We start from the raw sequence: 16318 nt of genomic DNA, 5'->3' as shown, positions 1-16318 counted from the left end.
TTGATCGAGAAAAGCGGGTTTCAATCGAAAAGTGTATTTGAAAATAAAACACTTAAAGGAAAGTGGTTGCGGGGGCCGGATTTGAACCGACGACCTTCGGGTTATGAGCCCGACGAGCTACCAGGCTGCTCCACCCCGCGTCCGAAAACGTGGCAAATACTACGCCGATAATCGCAAAATTGCAAGTTATCTCTGGGATTTGGTACCGAGGATGGGACTCGAACCCACAAGCCCGTTAGGGCACTACCACCTCAAGGTAGCGTGTCTACCAATTCCACCACCTCGGTACTGATTCTTACTGCTAACGGCCGTTGTTCTTTCGAGTTCACAACCACCGTTTTCAAACTTTGTTGCGGCTTACTGCGGGATATCGCTGCTCGGCTTGGCTGGTGCCGCCGGCGCGGTCGTCTGCTCAGTTTTCACTGGCTGACCCAGGTTTTCCCACTCGCTGCCTTTCTTACTCTGGTTGCTGCTGAGGTTGCCCAGAATCAGACTGATGACGAAGAACAACGTCGCCAGCACAGCAGTCATGCGGGTCATAAAGTTACCGGAACCACTCGAACCGAACAATGTGCCTGATGCACCTGCTCCGAAAGAGGCTCCCATATCAGCGCCTTTACCTTGCTGCAACATAATCAGAGCAACCAGCCCGATTGAGATCAGCAGGAAAATTACCAGAAGAGCTTCGTACATAGTAGTACCCGTATCCTTGCGGCCTTACCGCATGCCAAATGCTTCACACTCATCAAGCAGGCGTTTTTATAAACTGCCTACTGAAGCGGGTGTGAATACTAACCAAAGCCGCCAACCCGCGCAAGGGCAATTTGCAGCCGCCGGCGCGTTTGCGGAAAAAAACGCCAACAATCGCCTGTTCAGGCTCAGCGATGCCAAGCCCGGCGGCTAACTGTCTGTTTTAACCTGCGGATTTCACCGCGTCGGCGATGCGATGCGCCAGCGCGGTCACCTGCTGCTCGTCTTCGCCTTCCACCATCACGCGGATCAGCGGCTCGGTGCCCGATTTGCGCAGCAGCACCCGGCCGCGGCCAGCCAGCTCGGCCTCCACCTGCTCGGTGACTTTGCGCACCGCGTCGGACTCCAGCGGGTTGTGCTCGCCGGCGAAGCGCACGTTGACCAGGATCTGCGGCAGCAGCTTCATGCCGCTGCACAGGTCATGCAGGCTCATGTGATTGCGCACCATGGCGGTCAGCACCTGCAGCCCGGCCACGATGCCGTCGCCGGTGGTGGTTTTGTCCAGCAGGATCACATGGCCGGAGTTTTCCGCGCCGATGCGCCAGCCCAACTCCTGCAGCTTCTCCAGCACGTAGCGGTCGCCCACTTTGGCGCGAGCGAACGGAATGCCCAGCTGTTTCAGCGCCAGCTCCAACCCCATATTGCTCATCAGGGTGCCGACCGCGCCGCCGCGCAGCTGGCCCTGACGCAGGCCTTCACGGGCGATGATGTACAGGATCTGGTCGCCGTCCACCTTGTTGCCCAGGTGATCCACCATCATCACGCGGTCGCCGTCGCCGTCGAACGCCAGGCCGACGTGCGCTTTTTCCTTCAGTACGCGCTCCTGCAACTGACGCACATCGGTAGCGCCGCATTTTTCGTTGATGTTCATCCCGTCCGGCTCAACGCCGATGGCGATCACCGTGGCGCCCAGCTCGCGCAGCACGCTCGGCGCGATGTGGTAAGTCGCGCCGTTGGCGCAGTCAACCACGATTTTCAGCCCCTTCAGGCTCAGCTCGCTCGGGAAAGTGCCTTTGCAGAATTCGATATAGCGGCCGGCGGCGTCGATGATACGGCTGGCTTTACCCAGCTCGGCGGACTCCACGCAGGTCAGCGGTTTTTCCATCTCGGCTTCGATCGCCTCTTCGACGTTGTCCGGCAATTTGGCACCGTCGATCGAGAAGAACTTGATGCCGTTGTCATAGAACGGGTTGTGCGAAGCGGAGATGACAATGCCCGCTTCCGCGCGGAAGGTGCGCGTCAGGTAGGCCACCGCCGGCGTGGGCATCGGCCCGGTGAAGGAGGCGGACAATCCGGCGGCCGCCAGGCCGGCTTCCAGAGCGGACTCCAGCATATATCCGGAGATGCGCGTATCCTTACCGATGATGATCTTGCGGGAACCGTGACGCGCCAGCACTTTACCGGCCGCCCAGCCCAGCTTCAGCACGAAGTCAGGCGTGATGGGGCTGTCCCCGACCTTGCCACGGATGCCGTCGGTGCCAAAATATTTGCGCTCGCTCATGTCTCTACTGTCCTTTAGCTGAAAGTGTTGCCTCGACGACACGCATCGCCTCGACGGTTTCTTTAACGTCATGCACTCTGACAATCTGCGCCCCCTGCATCGCCGCGATCACCGCGCAGGCCACGCTGCCGATAACCCGTTGATCCGGCGGCACGTTCAGCAGTTGTCCAATCATCGATTTGCGCGACATGCCGACCAACAGCGGCAAACCGAAACGATGAAATTCCGACAACCGGGCCAGAAGCTGATAGTTGTGCGCCAAATTTTTACCGAAACCGAAGCCTGGGTCGAGCAGCAATTTCTGATTTGTTATCCCCGCCTCGTTACAGCGCCGGATATGGTGCTCGAAAAACGTCTGAACGTCGGCGATCAGATCGTCGTAGTGGGGCGCCTGCTGCATGGTGCGCGGCTGCCCCTGCATGTGCATCAGGCAGACCGGCAAACCGCTTTCCGCCGCCGCCGCCAGGGCGCCCGGCTCCTGCAGCGAACGGATGTCGTTGATCAAATGTGCGCCGGCGTGCGCCGATTCGCGGATCACACCCGCTTTCGAGGTATCGACCGAGATAAAGACTTCAAAACGCTGCGCCAGCGCTTCCACCACCGGCACGACCCGCTCAAGCTCCTCCTCTTCGCTCACTTCCGCCGCCCCCGGTCTTGTCGATTCGCCGCCGATATCAATCATCGTGGCGCCGGCCGAAATCAGCGCGTGCGCATGCACCAGCGCCTGGTTCAGGGTGTTGTGGCGGCCGCCGTCGGAAAACGAATCCGGCGTCACGTTGAGGATGCCCATCACCTGAGGATGGGAGAGATTGAGCGTCATGTCGCGCACGGTTAACTGCATGGTTGGTCCACCTTACTGTTGCCTGGTTCACTGCCCGCCGGGCAAAAAAAACCCCGGCATGCCGGGGTTTGATGTTATTACACAGCCGCTGTTACTTGTCGAGCTGTTCGGACATGGTGTTGCCCGGCGTTGGGGTGCGCGGCTCATCTACCGGCGTCGGGGCTTTTGGCGTGCCGCCGTTGTCGGAGCTGTTGCCTTTGTTCGCATCGTCCCAGCCCGCCGGCGGACGCACGTCTTTGCGGTTCATCAGATCGTCGATCTGCGGCGCATCGATGGTTTCATACTTCATCAACGCATCCTTCATCGAGTGCAGGATGTCCATGTTTTCCATCAGCAGCGAGCGAGCACGCGTGTAGTTGCGTTCGATCAGCGACTTCACTTCCTGGTCGATGATACGCGCGGTTTCATCCGACATGTGCTTCGCCTTGGCCACGGAACGGCCCAGGAACACTTCGCCCTCTTCTTCCGCATACAGCAGCGGCCCCAGCTTCTCGGAGAAGCCCCATTGGGTCACCATGTTGCGGGCGATGGAGGTCGCCACTTTGATATCGTTCGACGCACCGGTAGAGACTTTTTCCGGCCCGTAGATGATCTCTTCCGCCAGACGACCGCCATACAGGGTGGAGATTTGGCTCTCCAGCTTCTGACGGCTGGCGCTGATCGCATCCCCTTCCGGCAGGAAGAAGGTCACGCCGAGCGCCCGACCACGAGGAATGATGGTGACCTTGTGCACCGGATCGTGTTCAGGAACCAGGCGACCAATGATGGCGTGGCCCGCTTCGTGATACGCGGTCGACTCTTTCTGCGCTTCAGTCATCACCATGGAGCGGCGTTCCGCACCCATCATGATCTTGTCTTTGGCTTTCTCGAACTCCACCATCGACACCACGCGCTTGTTGCCGCGGGCGGCGAACAGCGCCGCTTCGTTGACCAGGTTGGCCAGGTCGGCACCGGAGAAGCCCGGCGTGCCGCGCGCAATGACGGAGGCGTCGATGTCGGCCGCCAACGGCACGCGGCGCATGTGCACCTTCAGGATCTGCTCACGGCCACGCACGTCCGGCAGCCCGACCACGACCTGACGGTCGAAACGGCCCGGGCGCAGCAGCGCGGGGTCAAGCACGTCCGGACGGTTGGTCGCCGCGATGACGATGATGCCCTCGTTGCCTTCGAAACCGTCCATCTCAACCAGCATCTGGTTCAGGGTCTGCTCACGCTCATCGTGACCGCCACCCAGGCCTGCGCCACGCTGGCGACCGACGGCGTCGATTTCATCGATGAAGATGATGCACGGCGCGGCTTTCTTCGCTTGTTCGAACATGTCGCGCACGCGGGATGCACCCACGCCGACGAACATTTCGACGAAGTCGGAACCGGAAATGGTGAAGAACGGTACCTTCGCTTCGCCGGCGATCGCTTTCGCCAACAGCGTTTTACCGGTCCCCGGCGGGCCAACCATCAGCACGCCTTTCGGGATCTTGCCGCCCAGCTTCTGGAAACGGCTCGGTTCGCGCAGGTATTCCACCAGTTCGCTCACCTCTTCTTTCGCTTCGTCACACCCGGCGACATCGGCGAAAGTGGTCTTGATCTGGTCTTCCGTCAGCATGCGGGCCTTGCTCTTGCCGAAGGACATCGCGCCCTTGCCGCCGCCGCCCTGCATTTGCCGCATAAAGAAGATCCAGACCCCGATCAGCAACAGCATCGGGAACCAAGAGATAAAGATAGAAGCCAGCAGGCTCGGCTCTTCAGGCGGCTCGCCGACAACTTTCACATTCTTCGTTAACAACGTATCCAGCAACTTAGGATCGTTGACAGGGATGTAGGTCGTGTATTTGTTACTGTCTTTCTTGGTAACGTTAATTTCACGTCCGTTGATTCGCGCTTCGCGAACCTGGTCCTGGGTCAGTTCGGACATGAAGGTAGAGTAATCCACCCTACGGCCATTCGACTCGCTGGGCCCAAAGCTCTGGAATACAGACATCAACACTACCGCGATGACTAACCAGAGAATTAGGTTTTTCGCCATGTCACTCAAGGGATTAACCTCATCTTACAACTGTGTTAACAAACAGCGTTAGGGTACTACAGTTTGCGCCCTGTCGCTACAATGTACACTTCGCGCGAACGGGCGCGGGAAGCGTCTGGCTTACGAATCTTAACCTTCGTAAACAGGGAGCGAATTTCCCGTAGGTACTCGTCAAAGCCATCTCCCTGGAACACCTTCACCAGGAAACTTCCGCCTGGTGCGAGGACATCACGACACATATCCAGCGCCAACTCCACCAGATACATCGACCTTGGAATATCGACCGCCGGGGTGCCACTCATATTCGGGGCCATATCGGACATGACCACCTGAACCTTACTCTCGCCTACTCGTTCCAACAGTGCCTTCAGCACCAGTTCATCACGAAAATCGCCCTGAAGGAAATCGACGCCAACGATAGGATCCATTGGCAAAATATCACAGGCGATGATGCGCCCGGTACCGCCGATTTGGGTGACCACATACTGCGACCAGCCGCCCGGTGCGGCGCCCAGATCAACCACGGTCATGCCCGGTTTGAACAGTTTGTCGCTCTGCTGTATTTCATCAAGTTTAAACCAGGCACGGGAACGCAGTCCCTTTTTCTGCGCCTGCTGTACATATTTATCGCTAAAGTGTTCTTGTAACCAGCGACTGGAGCTAGCCGAACGCTTTTTATTAGCCATCTCGTTTTCCAACTATCATAAAAAGAGTCTTATGTCAGGGTCGCTGCTCACGTAGACTCACACCGGTGAAGACCGATTTGGTGATATACATGAGATGGCGGTAGAATGTACCGTTTTCAATCCCAACTTAAGCAAAAAAAGACAATGAATCTGAATAATAAACAAAAACAGCACCTGAAAGGCCTGGCGCATCCGTTAAAACCGGTGGTGATGCTGGGCAATAACGGTCTTACCGAAGGGGTGCTGGCTGAAATTGAACAGGCTCTGGAGCATCATGAGCTGATCAAGGTAAAAATCGCCGCTGAAGATCGCGAAACCAAGACCCTGATCGCCGACGCTATCGTGCGTGAAACGGGCGCCTGCAATGTGCAAGTTATCGGCAGTACGCTTATTCTTTACCGCCCGTCGAAAGAGCGCAAGATCAGTCTACCGCGTTAATAACCATCAGGTTAACGAAAAGGTGCCATGCGCCTGACCAAGATAAAAGGCCGCTTGCGGCCTTTTTCCTATCTTTACAAAACGTTGGCGCATTAATGACCAACGGTCCCGATCAGAGATACTCGACCTTCAGGATCTCGTATTCCACGTCGCCGCCTGGGGTTTTGATCACCACCACATCGTCTTGCTCTTTGCCGATCAGGCCGCGCGCCATCGGCGAGTTTACCGAAATCAGATTTTTCTTGAAATCGGCCTCATCGTCGCCAACGATGCGGTAAGTCACTTCTTCTTCGCTGTCCAGATTCATCACCGATACGGTGGCGCCGAAGATCACCCGACCGGTGTTCGGCATCTTGGTGATGTCGATCACCTGAGCATTGGACAGCTTGGCTTCGATTTCCTGAATGCGGCCTTCACAGAAACCCTGCTGTTCGCGGGCGGCATGGTACTCGGCATTTTCTTTCAAGTCGCCGTGTTCACGCGCTTCAGCGATATCCGCAATGATTTTCGGGCGGCGCACGCTTTTCAGATATTCGAGCTCTTCGCGCAGTTTTTCAGCGCCAAACAAGGTCATCGGAATTTGGTTCATCGTATAAATACCTCTAAATCTTTCCTGTTCAAATAACCGTCATCCTGACGTATTCGTATGAAAACACGGTTGGCATACCGCCCCCCGCCTCCAGGCGACAAACAAAAGAAACCTGACTCGGAACGGAGCCCAAGCCAAGATCGGTTTTGCATTTTGATACGCATTTTAGCCTAGAGTTCCTTGAGGGTCATCGTTTACTTTTTCCCTGATTGCACCGTAGTATGACGGCACGTTATCCAGCTGTTATCCCGAGATTATGCGTTTTTCACGAATTGTCAGTGCATTGGCTTGCGCATTTGTTCTGAATGCGAATGCGGCCCCGGTTGAAGAGTACACACAATATCTGCCTGATGGGGCCAACCTTGCCCTGGTCGTTCAGAAGATCGGCGCCAGCTCGCCGACGATCGATTACCACTCTCAGCAAATGGCGCTGCCGGCCAGTACCCAAAAAGTGCTGACGGCGCTGGCGGCATTGCTGCAACTCGGGCCCGATTACCGTTTCACTACCACGCTGGAGAGCCAGGGCGATATCCGCGACGGCGTGCTGCGCGGCAACCTGATCGCTCGCTTCAGCGGCGATCCGACCTTCAAACGCCAGAGCCTGCGCAATATGGTGGCCGTCCTGAAAAAGCAAGGCGTGCGCCAAATCAGCGGCGACGTGCTGGTCGATACCTCTGTCTTCGCCAGCCATGACAAAGCGCCCGGTTGGCCGTGGAACGATCTGACGCAGTGCTTCAGCGCGCCGCCGGCCGCCGCCATCGTCGATCGCAACTGTTTCTCGGTCTCGCTGTACAGCGCGCCGAATCCGGGCGACATGGCGTTTATCCGCGTCGCCTCCTATTATCCGGTTAATATGTTTAGCCAGGTGCGCACCCTGGCGCGCGGCTCGGCAGACGCGCAGTACTGCGAGCTGGACGTGGTGCCGGGCGAGCTGAACCGCTTTACCCTGACCGGCTGCCTGACGCAGCGCAGCGAGCCGTTGCCGCTGGCCTTCGCCATCCAGGACGGCGCCAGCTATGCGGGCGCCATCTTGAAAGACGAGCTGACGCAGGCCGGCATCCAGATCGACGGGCATTTGAAACGCCAGACGCGTCCCGGCATTACCGGCACAGTGATCGCGCAAACCCAGTCGGCACCGCTGCACGATCTGTTGAAGATCATGCTGAAGAAGTCGGACAACATGATTGCCGATACCGTCTTCCGCACCATCGGCCATGAGCGCTTCGGCGTGCCGGGCACCTGGCGAGCGGGCTCCGATGCGGTGCGCCAGGTACTGCGCCAAAAGGCCGGCATCGATCTGGGCAATACCATCATCGCCGACGGTTCCGGCCTGTCGCGCCACAACCTGCTCGCCCCGGCGACCATGATGCAGGCGCTGCAGTACATCGCGCAGCACGACAACGAGCTGAACTTTATCTCGATGCTGCCGCTGTCCGGCTATGACGGCACCCTGCGCTACCGCGGCGGCCTGCATGAAGCCGGCGTCGACGGCAAGGTGTCGGCCAAGACCGGCGCGCTGCAGGGCGTCTACAACCTGGCGGGCTTCATCACGACCGCCAGCGGCCAGCGCATGGCCTTCGTGCAGTATCTCTCCGGCTACGCCGTGCCGCCGGAAGATCAGAAACAGCGCCGCGCGCCGCTGGTGCGCTTCGAAAGCCGCCTGTATCGGGATATTTACCAAAACAACTGAGGGTCGTCATGAAGCTGCTGGTCGTTGAAGATGATGAACTGCTGCAACAGGGGCTGGCGTTGGCGCTGACCGGCGAGGGTTACGTCTGCGACTGCGCCGCCACGGCGGCGGAGGCCAACAGCCTGCTCATCACCAGCCAATACAGCATGGTGATCCTGGATCTCGGCCTGCCGGATATGGACGGCGCGGCGCTGCTGCGGCAGTGGCGCCGCCAGCAGATCGATCTGCCGGTGCTGATCCTGACCGCCCGCGACGCCCTGGAAGATCGCGTCGACGGGCTGGACGCCGGCGCCGACGACTACCTGGTCAAACCCTTCGCGCTGGTTGAGCTGCAGGCGCGCGTGCGCGCCCTCCTGCGGCGCTACCAGGGCCACAGCGACAATCTGATGCAGGTGGATGACCTGCAGTTGAACCTCTCCAGCCAGCAGGTCTACCTGCAGCAACAGCCGGTGGAAGTCACGCCAAAAGAGTTCGCCATTCTGTCGCGCCTGATCATGCGGGCCGGGCAGACGGTCAACCGTGAACTCCTGCAACAAGATCTCTACACCTGGCAAGACGATCTGGGCTCCAACACGCTGGAAGTGCACATCCACAACCTGCGTCGCAAACTGGGCAAGGATCGCATCCGCACCGTGCGCGGCATCGGCTACCGCCTGGAACCTTCCTCATGATCAGCATGCGCCGCCGCCTGCTGCTGATGTTGGCGCTGATCCTGTTGGTCACGCAGCTCATCAGCGCCTTCTGGCTGTGGCACGAAAGCCAGGAACAGATCAGCTTCCTGGTGGACGAAACCCTGTCCGCCAAAGTGCGCAGCGAGCGCGTCGATACCGAGATCGCCGAGGCCATCGCCTCGCTGTTGGCGCCTTCGCTGATCATGATGATCGTGACCCTGCTGGCGTCTTTCTGGGCCATCAGCTGGATCACCCGCCCGCTCAACCAATTGCAGCAGCGGCTGGAAAAGCGCTCTGCCGATAACCTGACGCCGCTGCCGATCACCAGCGACAGCCAGGAAATGGTGGCGGTCACCAATGCGCTCAATCAGCTGTTCTCACGGCTGGACAACACCATTCAGCAAGAACGCCTGTTCACCGCCGACGCCGCCCACGAGCTGCGCACGCCGCTGGCCGGCCTCCGCCTGCATCTGGAACTGATGGAAAAACAGGGCGTCAAGGGCAGCCAGGCGCTGATCGCCCGCATCGATCAACTGATGCACACCGTCGAGCAGTTGCTGATGCTGTCGCGCGCCGGGCAAGACTTTGCCAGCGGCCATTACCAGCATTTCGATTGGGTAGCCGATGTGATCCAGCCGCTGCGTGAAGAGCTCGACGAAATGACCGCCCAACGCGGGCAAACGCTGGCCTGGCAATTGCCGGCCGCCGCCGCGGTGAACGGCGATCCGGTGCTGCTGCGGCTACTGCTGCGTAACCTGGTCGAAAACGCCCACCGATACGGCCCGGAAGGCGGCGCGATACAGGTGCGGTTAACGCCGCAGGACCGCGGTTATCTGCTGCAGGTCATCGACGATGGCCCGGGGATCAAGGAAGAGATGGTCGGGGAGCTGACGCAGGCGTTTCGCCGCATGGATCAACGCTACGGCGGCAGCGGACTGGGCTTGAATATCGTGATCCGCATCGTGCAGCTGCACCAGGGGCGCTTGACGCTGGAAAACCGCCGCGATGCGCGCGGCCTGAATGCCCAGTGTTGGCTGCCGGAAAAGGCGCTCAAATAACAAGGGCCCAGCGTTGCTGAGCCCTTTATCATCGAATTACTTCTGGTAAATGATTTCGACGCCTTCGTCGTCGTCTTCGTCCCAGTCGTCATCCCAGTCGTCATCCGCTTCCGATTCCATCTCCGCCAGCTGTTCGCGGTGATAGTCGTCCCACATGAATTCGACTTTTTCCGGCGCGCTTTCTTCGATCGCCATCGCTTTCGGCTGGGTGTTGATGAAGTTCATCACGTCCCAGCACAGCGCGTTGACGCCTTCGCGGTTGGCGGCGGAGATCATGTAGTACTTTCCTTCCCAGCCCATGCCTTCCACAATCGCCTTGGCGCGTTCGGCAGCTTCTTCCTCACCAATCACATCAATTTTGTTGAACACCAGCCAGCGTGGCTTCTGCGCCAGATTTTCGCTGTATTGGTTCAACTCGTTGATGATGACTTTGGCGTTTTCCACCGGATCGGATTCGTCGATCGGCGCAATGTCCACCAGGTGCAACAGCACGCGGCAACGCTCCAGGTGTTTCAGGAAGCGAATGCCCAGGCCCGCGCCTTCGGAGGCGCCCTCGATCAGCCCCGGAATGTCGGCGACCACAAAGCTCTGCTCGTGGTCCATGCGCACCACGCCCAGGCTTGGCACCAGCGTGGTAAACGGATAATCGGCCACCTTCGGTTTGGCGGCGGACACCGCGCGGATGAAGGTCGACTTGCCGGCGTTCGGCAGCCCCAGCATGCCCACATCGGCCAGCAGCAACAGCTCCAGCAACAGATCGCGCGCTTCGCCGGCGGTGCCCAGCGTCTTCTGACGCGGCGCACGGTTGACCGACGATTTGAAACGGGTGTTACCCAGACCGTGCCAGCCGCCTTTGGCGACCATCAGTTTCTGCTCGTGACGGGTCATGTCGCCGAGGATCTCGCCGGTGCCCTGATCCTTCACGCGCGTGCCGACCGGCACCTTGATGATGACGTCTTTACCGCGTTTACCGGTACAGTCGCGGCTCTGGCCATTCTGACCGCGCTCGGCGCGGAAAGACTTCTCAAAGCGGTAGTCGATCAGGGTATTGAGGTTCTCGTCCGCCAGCAGGTAGACGTCACCGCCGTCGCCGCCGTCGCCGCCGTCAGGCCCGCCGTTAGGGATATATTTTTCGCGGCGGAAGCTGACGCATCCGTTGCCGCCATCGCCTGCAACGACCAGAATCGCTGCTTCATCTACAAACTTCATTTACCGTCTCCGTAAATCATTCACCGGGCTGCTTCAAAGGAGCAACCTGGGGGGGTTCTGCCCGTCGCGGCCACCACCGGTGACCAATTGCGGAAAACATAGCGCCCGCCACGACCACAAACGCGCCAACATAGCCGACGAGATTTAACGTCGGCGCGGCGAACGCCTGGGGCCAGGCCAGCGCCAATAGATCAGAAAACAGCAGGGTAAACAGCGGGGTCAGCGTCACCAACGCACTCACCTGCGCCGCCTGCCAGCGCGCCATCGCTTCCGCCAGCGCGCCATAGCCGATCAACGTGTTGGCGCCGCAAAACAGCAGGCACGCCAATTGCCAGCCGCTAAGCTGGAAAATCACCTCGGGTTTGGCCAGAGGGAACAACGCTATCGCACATAAAGTGTACAACATAACCAGGATCTGCGGCGAAGCCAGCCGTCGCAGCAATACCTTCTGCGCCACGCCGTAGCTCACCCAGACCATCGCCGCACACACGCCCAGCATGACGCCCAGCGTGTAGTCCGTCAGCCGGGTAAAGATCTCTATCAGACTGACGTTGAAAAACAACATCAGTCCACAAATCAGCATCAAGGCGCCAATGACCTGGGTGATGCGCATGCGCTCTTTTAAAATCAGCACGCTGGCGAACATCATGCCCACCGGCGACAGCTGGCCAATCACCTGCGACGCCGTCGGGCTCAGGTATTGCAGCGAGGAACTGAAGAACACAAAGTTGCCCAACAGCCCCGCCGTGGCGATCGCCAACAGCAGCAGCCAACGCGGTTGACGGAACATCTTCAGCGGCGGCAGCTTGCCGCGCACCGCGAGGATCACGCCCAAACCGATGGCGGCCATGGTAAAGCGATACCAAACGACGGTAAACGGCTCCATCACCGCCAACACTTCTTTCATCGCGATCGGCAACGCGCCCCAGCAAACCGCCGTGGTTAACGCCAGGGAAATACCCACGCCGACCTGCTGCTTCGTATCCATATTACCTTCGCCAACGCTGACGGGGCTGCCCGCAGGCAACCCATAAATGTAAAAAGCCCCGCAACGAATTGCGGGGCTTACATCTATTTCGTAAGGCTCGAAAAATTATTCAGCTTCGATGCTGATGAATTTACGATTGCTCGGGCCTTTAACTTCGAATTTGACTTTACCGTCTTTCAAAGCAAACAGAGTGTGGTCTTTGCCGCAACCCACGTTGGTACCAGCGTGGAATTTGGTGCCGCGCTGACGAACGATGATGCTGCCTGCCAGTACTGCTTCGCCGCCAAAGCGTTTTACGCCCAGACGTTTAGCTTCTGAATCGCGACCGTTACGAGTCGAGCCGCCAGCCTTTTTGTGTGCCATTAATCCGCTCTCCTAACTTAAGCGCTGATGCCGGTGATTTTAACGTCAGTGAACCACTGACGGTGGCCCTGCTGCTTACGGTGGTGTTTACGACGACGAAACTTAACAATTTTAATTTTCTCGCCACGACCGTGAGCAACGACTTCAGCTTTGATCTTGCCGCCATCGACGAAAGGAACGCCGATTTTGATATCTTCGCCATTAGCGATCATCAGAATCTGGTCAAACTCAACCGCTTCACCAGTTGCGATGTCCAGCTTTTCCAAGCGAACGGTCTGACCTTCGCTTACTCGGTGTTGTTTACCACCACTTTGGAAAACCGCGTACATATAAAACTCCGCTTTCCGCGTGCCCGACTGTGTTAGTTCAGAGCGCGCTATAAATATTCACAATAGGGCGCGAATTCTACGCAAAAAAGCGGCGCATGACAAGAGCAGAATAAGACCAGATGTACAAAAAAGAAGAAAAAAAACAACAGTTTCTTTCGTGGCGTTTATCTGAACCGTTTTTCAAGTACAATCATAGGGACAGTTACCGCCATGTACCGATGTGAGCAGCGATCTCAACGCGGTGAAGAGAAACACAGCTGAAAAAAACACAATGAACCTAGAGCAAATTACCGAGTTAACCGCGCAAGATATGGCGGCCGTGAACGCAACAATTCTCGAACAGCTGAATTCCGATGTCACGCTCATCAATCAGCTTGGCTATTACATTATCAGCGGTGGCGGTAAACGCATCCGGCCGATGATCGCCGTCCTGGCGGCGCGAGCGTTGGGCTATGAAGGCAACAAGCACGTCACCGTCGCCGCCCTGATCGAATTCATCCATACCGCCACGCTGCTGCATGACGACGTCGTCGACGAATCGGACATGCGCCGCGGCAAAGCCACCGCCAACGCCGCGTTCGGCAACGCCGCCAGCGTGCTGGTCGGCGACTTTATCTATACCCGCGCCTTCCAGATGATGACCAGCCTGGAATCGCTGCGCGTGCTGGCGCTGATGTCGGAGGCGGTCAACGTCATCGCCGAAGGCGAAGTGCTGCAGTTGATGAACGTGCACGATCCTGACATCAGCGAAGAAAGCTATATGCGGGTGATCTACAGCAAAACCGCCCGTCTGTTTGAGGCGGCGGCGCAATCGTCGGCGATCCTGTCCGGCGCCAACGCCGAGCAAGAGAAGGCGCTGCAAGATTATGGCCGCTACCTCGGCACCGCTTTCCAGCTGATCGACGATCTGCTCGACTACAGCGCCGACGGCAGCACCCTGGGCAAAAACACCGGTGACGATCTGAATGAAGGGAAACCGACCCTGCCGCTGCTGCACGCGATGCACAACGGCGACGACGCACAGCGTGAGATGATCCGCGGCGCGATTGAGCAAGGCAACGGTCGTCATCTGCTGGAGCCGGTATTGCAGGCGATGCAACAATGCGGTTCGCTGGAATACACTCGCCAACGCGCCGAGGAAGAAGCCGACAAGGCGATCGCCGCGCTGCAGGTCTTGCCGGCCTCGGAGCACCGCACGGCGCTGGAAGGCCTGGCGCATCTGGCAGTGCAACGCGATTTTTAAGAAACAAAAGTTTCTTAACGTTCTTATCAGGCCCGCTGATGCGGGCCTGTCTAGGTATTATTCTCTTCGTCAATGCGCGCCAGCAGGCCGCCTATCCCTTCCCGCATCAGGAAAGCCACCATTTTCTCGCGCTCGCTCTCCGTCAAATGGTAGTAATACTCGATCCATACCGCTAACGGATCCTGGCGTTCTACGTCATACGCCGCCCCATCTTCTTTCAGCATCAGCAGGTTGCGCGCGCCAGGCGGCAGGCTGTCGATATGATACTCCAACGCTTTTCCCTGCACGCCTTTACGCCTGCGGCTTATCCAGCCTTCGCGCCGGGCCATCAGATTGATTCCCTGTGGTGAGGAAGGTAATCCTGCGATGCCTGTCAGTTCCTTGGCGGCAAACCACTCGTTTTTCATAGCCATCATCTCTGGGCAATAGTGGGCAAAGTCATTTTTGGAAATTACTTGGGTATTTTTTAGGAAATTTAATGGTATTCTTGTTTCCGAATAAGCGTTTCACGTTGTTCAAACGCCTAACCCTGATCCGTTAGTTATACCACTAACGCAACTTTGGCTAATCAGAAAAGGAATGTAAACATGAATTCAAGGAACCCAGATTGGCATCCGGCAGATATCATCGCGGCGTTACGCAAACAGGGCACCACGCTGGCGGCGGTGTCGCGCAAGGCCGGATTAAGCTCATCAACGCTGGCCAACGCGCTGTCGCGTCCCTGGCCGAAGGGGGAATGGCTGATCGCCGAAGCAATCGGCATCCACCCATCGGAGATCTGGCCAAGCCGCTATTATGATCCGCACAGCGATTGCCTGCTGGATCGAAAAGCCCGCATCAAATCGTGAACGCGGGGCAAAAAAAACCGCCGGAACAGCGTCCGGCGGCGTTTATCGGCTGACTATCGGCGACGATCAGTTATTGATGAACTTCTCGCCCAGTTCGATATCTTTGTGCAGCACGTCCAGCATCTCATTCAGCGCTTTCTGTTCGAAGGCGCTCAGCGTGCCGATATCCTTGCGTTCTTCAACGCCGTTTTTACCCAGTACCAGCGGCTGTGCGAAGAAGCGAGCGTATTTGCCGTCGCCTTCAACGTAAGCGCATTCCACAACGCCTTTCTCGCCCTGCAGTGCGCGCACCAGAGACAGACCGAAACGCGCGGCCGCCTGGCCCATGGACAACGTAGCAGACCCGCCACCGGCTTTGGCTTCCACCACTTCGGTGCCGGCGTTCTGAATGCGTTTGGTCAGATCCGCCACTTCCTGATCGGTGAAGCTCACGCCAGGGATCTGCGACAGCAGAGGCAGGATAGTCACGCCAGAGTGGCCGCCGATGACCGGCACGTTCAGCTCTTCCGGCTGCTTGCCTTTCAGCTCGGCCACGAAGGTGTTGGAACGGATGATATCCAGCGAAGTCACGCCGAACAGTTTGTTCTTGTCGTAAACGCCGGCTTTTTTCAACACTTCCGCCGCGATGGCGACCGTGGTGTTAACCGGGTTGGTGATGATGCCGATGCAGGCTTTCGGGCAGGTTTTCGCCACTTGCTCAATCAGGTTACGCACGATGCCGGCGTTAACGTTGAACAGGTCAGAGCGATCCATGCCTGGCTTACGGGCCACGCCGGCGGAAATCAGCACCACGTCCGCACCCTGCAGAGCCGGGGTCGCGTCTTCGCCGCTGAAGCCTTTGATTTTAACTGCGGTTGGGATGTGGCTTAAGTCGACGGCAACGCCTGGGGTAACGGGGGCAATATCGTAGAGAGAGAGTTCAGAACCTGAAGGAAGCTGGGTTTTGAGTAGAAGGGCGAGGGCCTGGCCGATACCGCCAGCAGCACCGAGAACTGCAACTTTCATCCTATACTCCTTTATTGTCTTAAATATATAAAGCGCCGTGAATGTGTTGGTGACGGACCTTAAATTATTACACCTTTAAAAACAAT

At 58.0% G+C, this 16318-nt stretch carries 18 protein-coding genes and 2 tRNA genes; 6 read left to right on the top strand and 14 right to left on the bottom strand.

All coding sequences use genetic code 11. From position 1 onward, the window contains the following. Nucleotides 1–63: 63 nt before the first annotated feature. From SERRSCBI_RS02085 to rlmE, 7 genes are all read right to left on the bottom strand, one after another. Nucleotides 64–140 (bottom strand) — tRNA-Met (locus tag SERRSCBI_RS02085). Between the two features lie 60 nt (nucleotides 141–200). Then, a tRNA-Leu gene (locus SERRSCBI_RS02080) sits at nucleotides 201–287 on the bottom strand. Between the two features lie 70 nt (nucleotides 288–357). Then, nucleotides 358–693, bottom strand: a complete 336-nt coding sequence (gene secG, locus SERRSCBI_RS02075; protein ID WP_004933519.1) for a preprotein translocase subunit SecG — start codon at nucleotides 691–693, stop codon at nucleotides 358–360. A gap of 220 nt (nucleotides 694–913) precedes the next feature. Next, complete coding sequence (gene glmM, locus SERRSCBI_RS02070; protein WP_033651476.1) at nucleotides 914–2251, bottom strand: phosphoglucosamine mutase; 1338 nt, start codon at nucleotides 2249–2251, stop codon at nucleotides 914–916. A 4-nt stretch (nucleotides 2252–2255) separates the two neighbouring features. Next, complete coding sequence (gene folP, locus SERRSCBI_RS02065) at nucleotides 2256–3092, bottom strand: dihydropteroate synthase (protein WP_042783532.1); 837 nt, start codon at nucleotides 3090–3092, stop codon at nucleotides 2256–2258. A gap of 91 nt (nucleotides 3093–3183) precedes the next feature. Continuing rightward, nucleotides 3184–5115, bottom strand: coding sequence for an ATP-dependent zinc metalloprotease FtsH (ftsH, locus tag SERRSCBI_RS02060; RefSeq protein ID WP_004933529.1), 1932 nt, complete (start codon nucleotides 5113–5115; stop codon nucleotides 3184–3186). 56 nt (nucleotides 5116–5171) lie between these two features. Continuing rightward, entirely contained in the window at nucleotides 5172–5801 is a 630-nt protein-coding gene (gene rlmE, locus SERRSCBI_RS02055; protein ID WP_004933533.1) for a 23S rRNA (uridine(2552)-2'-O)-methyltransferase RlmE, read from the bottom strand. A gap of 144 nt (nucleotides 5802–5945) precedes the next feature. On the opposite strand from rlmE, the gene yhbY reads away from it, so the two are divergent. Further along, nucleotides 5946–6239 carry a ribosome assembly RNA-binding protein YhbY gene (yhbY, locus tag SERRSCBI_RS02050; RefSeq protein ID WP_004933536.1) on the top strand — a complete coding sequence of 98 codons (294 nt, stop codon included), beginning with the start codon at nucleotides 5946–5948 and terminating at the stop codon, nucleotides 6237–6239. A 112-nt stretch (nucleotides 6240–6351) separates the two neighbouring features. Here the strand turns inward: yhbY and greA are convergent, their stop codons facing one another. Beyond that, on the bottom strand, nucleotides 6352–6828 hold the full coding sequence (gene greA, locus SERRSCBI_RS02045) for a transcription elongation factor GreA (protein WP_004933539.1): 477 nt from the start codon (nucleotides 6826–6828) through the stop codon (nucleotides 6352–6354). Nucleotides 6829–7084: 256 nt separating this feature from the next. On the opposite strand from greA, the gene dacB reads away from it, so the two are divergent. Genes dacB through pmrB form a run of 3 tightly spaced genes read left to right on the top strand, consistent with a single transcriptional unit; the run spans nucleotide 7085 to nucleotide 10247 of the window. Further along, nucleotides 7085–8518: a serine-type D-Ala-D-Ala carboxypeptidase gene (gene dacB, locus SERRSCBI_RS02040; protein WP_042783531.1), complete on the top strand. Its 1434-nt coding sequence runs from the start codon at nucleotides 7085–7087 to the stop codon at nucleotides 8516–8518. An 8-nt stretch (nucleotides 8519–8526) separates the two neighbouring features. Further along, entirely contained in the window at nucleotides 8527–9189 is a 663-nt protein-coding gene (gene pmrA / locus SERRSCBI_RS02035) for a two-component system response regulator PmrA (RefSeq protein WP_033641655.1), read from the top strand. Beyond that, a complete protein-coding gene (gene pmrB / locus SERRSCBI_RS02030; protein ID WP_042783530.1) occupies nucleotides 9186–10247 on the top strand; it encodes a two-component system sensor histidine kinase PmrB in 1062 nt (353 codons plus the stop codon). Before pmrA ends, pmrB begins: the two co-directional genes overlap by 4 nt. A 36-nt stretch (nucleotides 10248–10283) precedes the next feature. On the opposite strand, the gene cgtA is transcribed toward pmrB, so the two are convergent. The 4 genes from cgtA to rplU form a co-directional block, all read right to left on the bottom strand. Next, nucleotides 10284–11456, bottom strand: a complete 1173-nt coding sequence (cgtA, locus tag SERRSCBI_RS02025) for an Obg family GTPase CgtA (protein ID WP_033641651.1) — start codon at nucleotides 11454–11456, stop codon at nucleotides 10284–10286. A 16-nt stretch (nucleotides 11457–11472) separates the two neighbouring features. Beyond that, the gene (locus SERRSCBI_RS02020) at nucleotides 11473–12444 is read right to left on the bottom strand and encodes a DMT family transporter (protein ID WP_033651479.1); all 972 of its coding nucleotides are present in this window, start codon (nucleotides 12442–12444) and stop codon (nucleotides 11473–11475) included. 105 nt (nucleotides 12445–12549) lie between these two features. Then, nucleotides 12550–12807, bottom strand: a complete 258-nt coding sequence (gene rpmA, locus SERRSCBI_RS02015; protein WP_004933559.1) for a 50S ribosomal protein L27 — start codon at nucleotides 12805–12807, stop codon at nucleotides 12550–12552. Between the two features lie 17 nt (nucleotides 12808–12824). Next, entirely contained in the window at nucleotides 12825–13136 is a 312-nt protein-coding gene (rplU, locus tag SERRSCBI_RS02010) for a 50S ribosomal protein L21 (protein ID WP_004933561.1), read from the bottom strand. Nucleotides 13137–13407: 271 nt separating this feature from the next. Between rplU and ispB the strand changes: the two genes are divergently transcribed. Further along, nucleotides 13408–14379, top strand: coding sequence for an octaprenyl diphosphate synthase (ispB, locus tag SERRSCBI_RS02005; RefSeq protein WP_033641648.1), 972 nt, complete (start codon nucleotides 13408–13410; stop codon nucleotides 14377–14379). Between the two features lie 50 nt (nucleotides 14380–14429). Here ispB and SERRSCBI_RS02000 read toward each other — a convergent pair whose 3' ends face one another. Beyond that, the gene (locus tag SERRSCBI_RS02000) at nucleotides 14430–14786 is read right to left on the bottom strand and encodes a DNA-binding protein (RefSeq protein WP_033651481.1); all 357 of its coding nucleotides are present in this window, start codon (nucleotides 14784–14786) and stop codon (nucleotides 14430–14432) included. Nucleotides 14787–14966: 180 nt separating this feature from the next. Between SERRSCBI_RS02000 and SERRSCBI_RS01995 the strand changes: the two genes are divergently transcribed. Next, nucleotides 14967–15227, top strand: a complete 261-nt coding sequence (locus SERRSCBI_RS01995; RefSeq protein ID WP_004933567.1) for a helix-turn-helix transcriptional regulator — start codon at nucleotides 14967–14969, stop codon at nucleotides 15225–15227. 66 nt (nucleotides 15228–15293) lie between these two features. On the opposite strand, the gene mdh is transcribed toward SERRSCBI_RS01995, so the two are convergent. Continuing rightward, nucleotides 15294–16232: a malate dehydrogenase gene (gene mdh, locus SERRSCBI_RS01990; RefSeq protein WP_033636811.1), complete on the bottom strand. Its 939-nt coding sequence runs from the start codon at nucleotides 16230–16232 to the stop codon at nucleotides 15294–15296. Between the last annotated feature and the right edge of the window lie 86 nt (nucleotides 16233–16318).

The organism is Serratia sp. SCBI (assembly GCF_000747565.1).
Taxonomy (GTDB): Bacteria; Pseudomonadota; Gammaproteobacteria; order Enterobacterales; family Enterobacteriaceae; genus Serratia; species Serratia ureilytica.
This window is presented reverse-complemented; position numbering and strand designations above follow the sequence as displayed.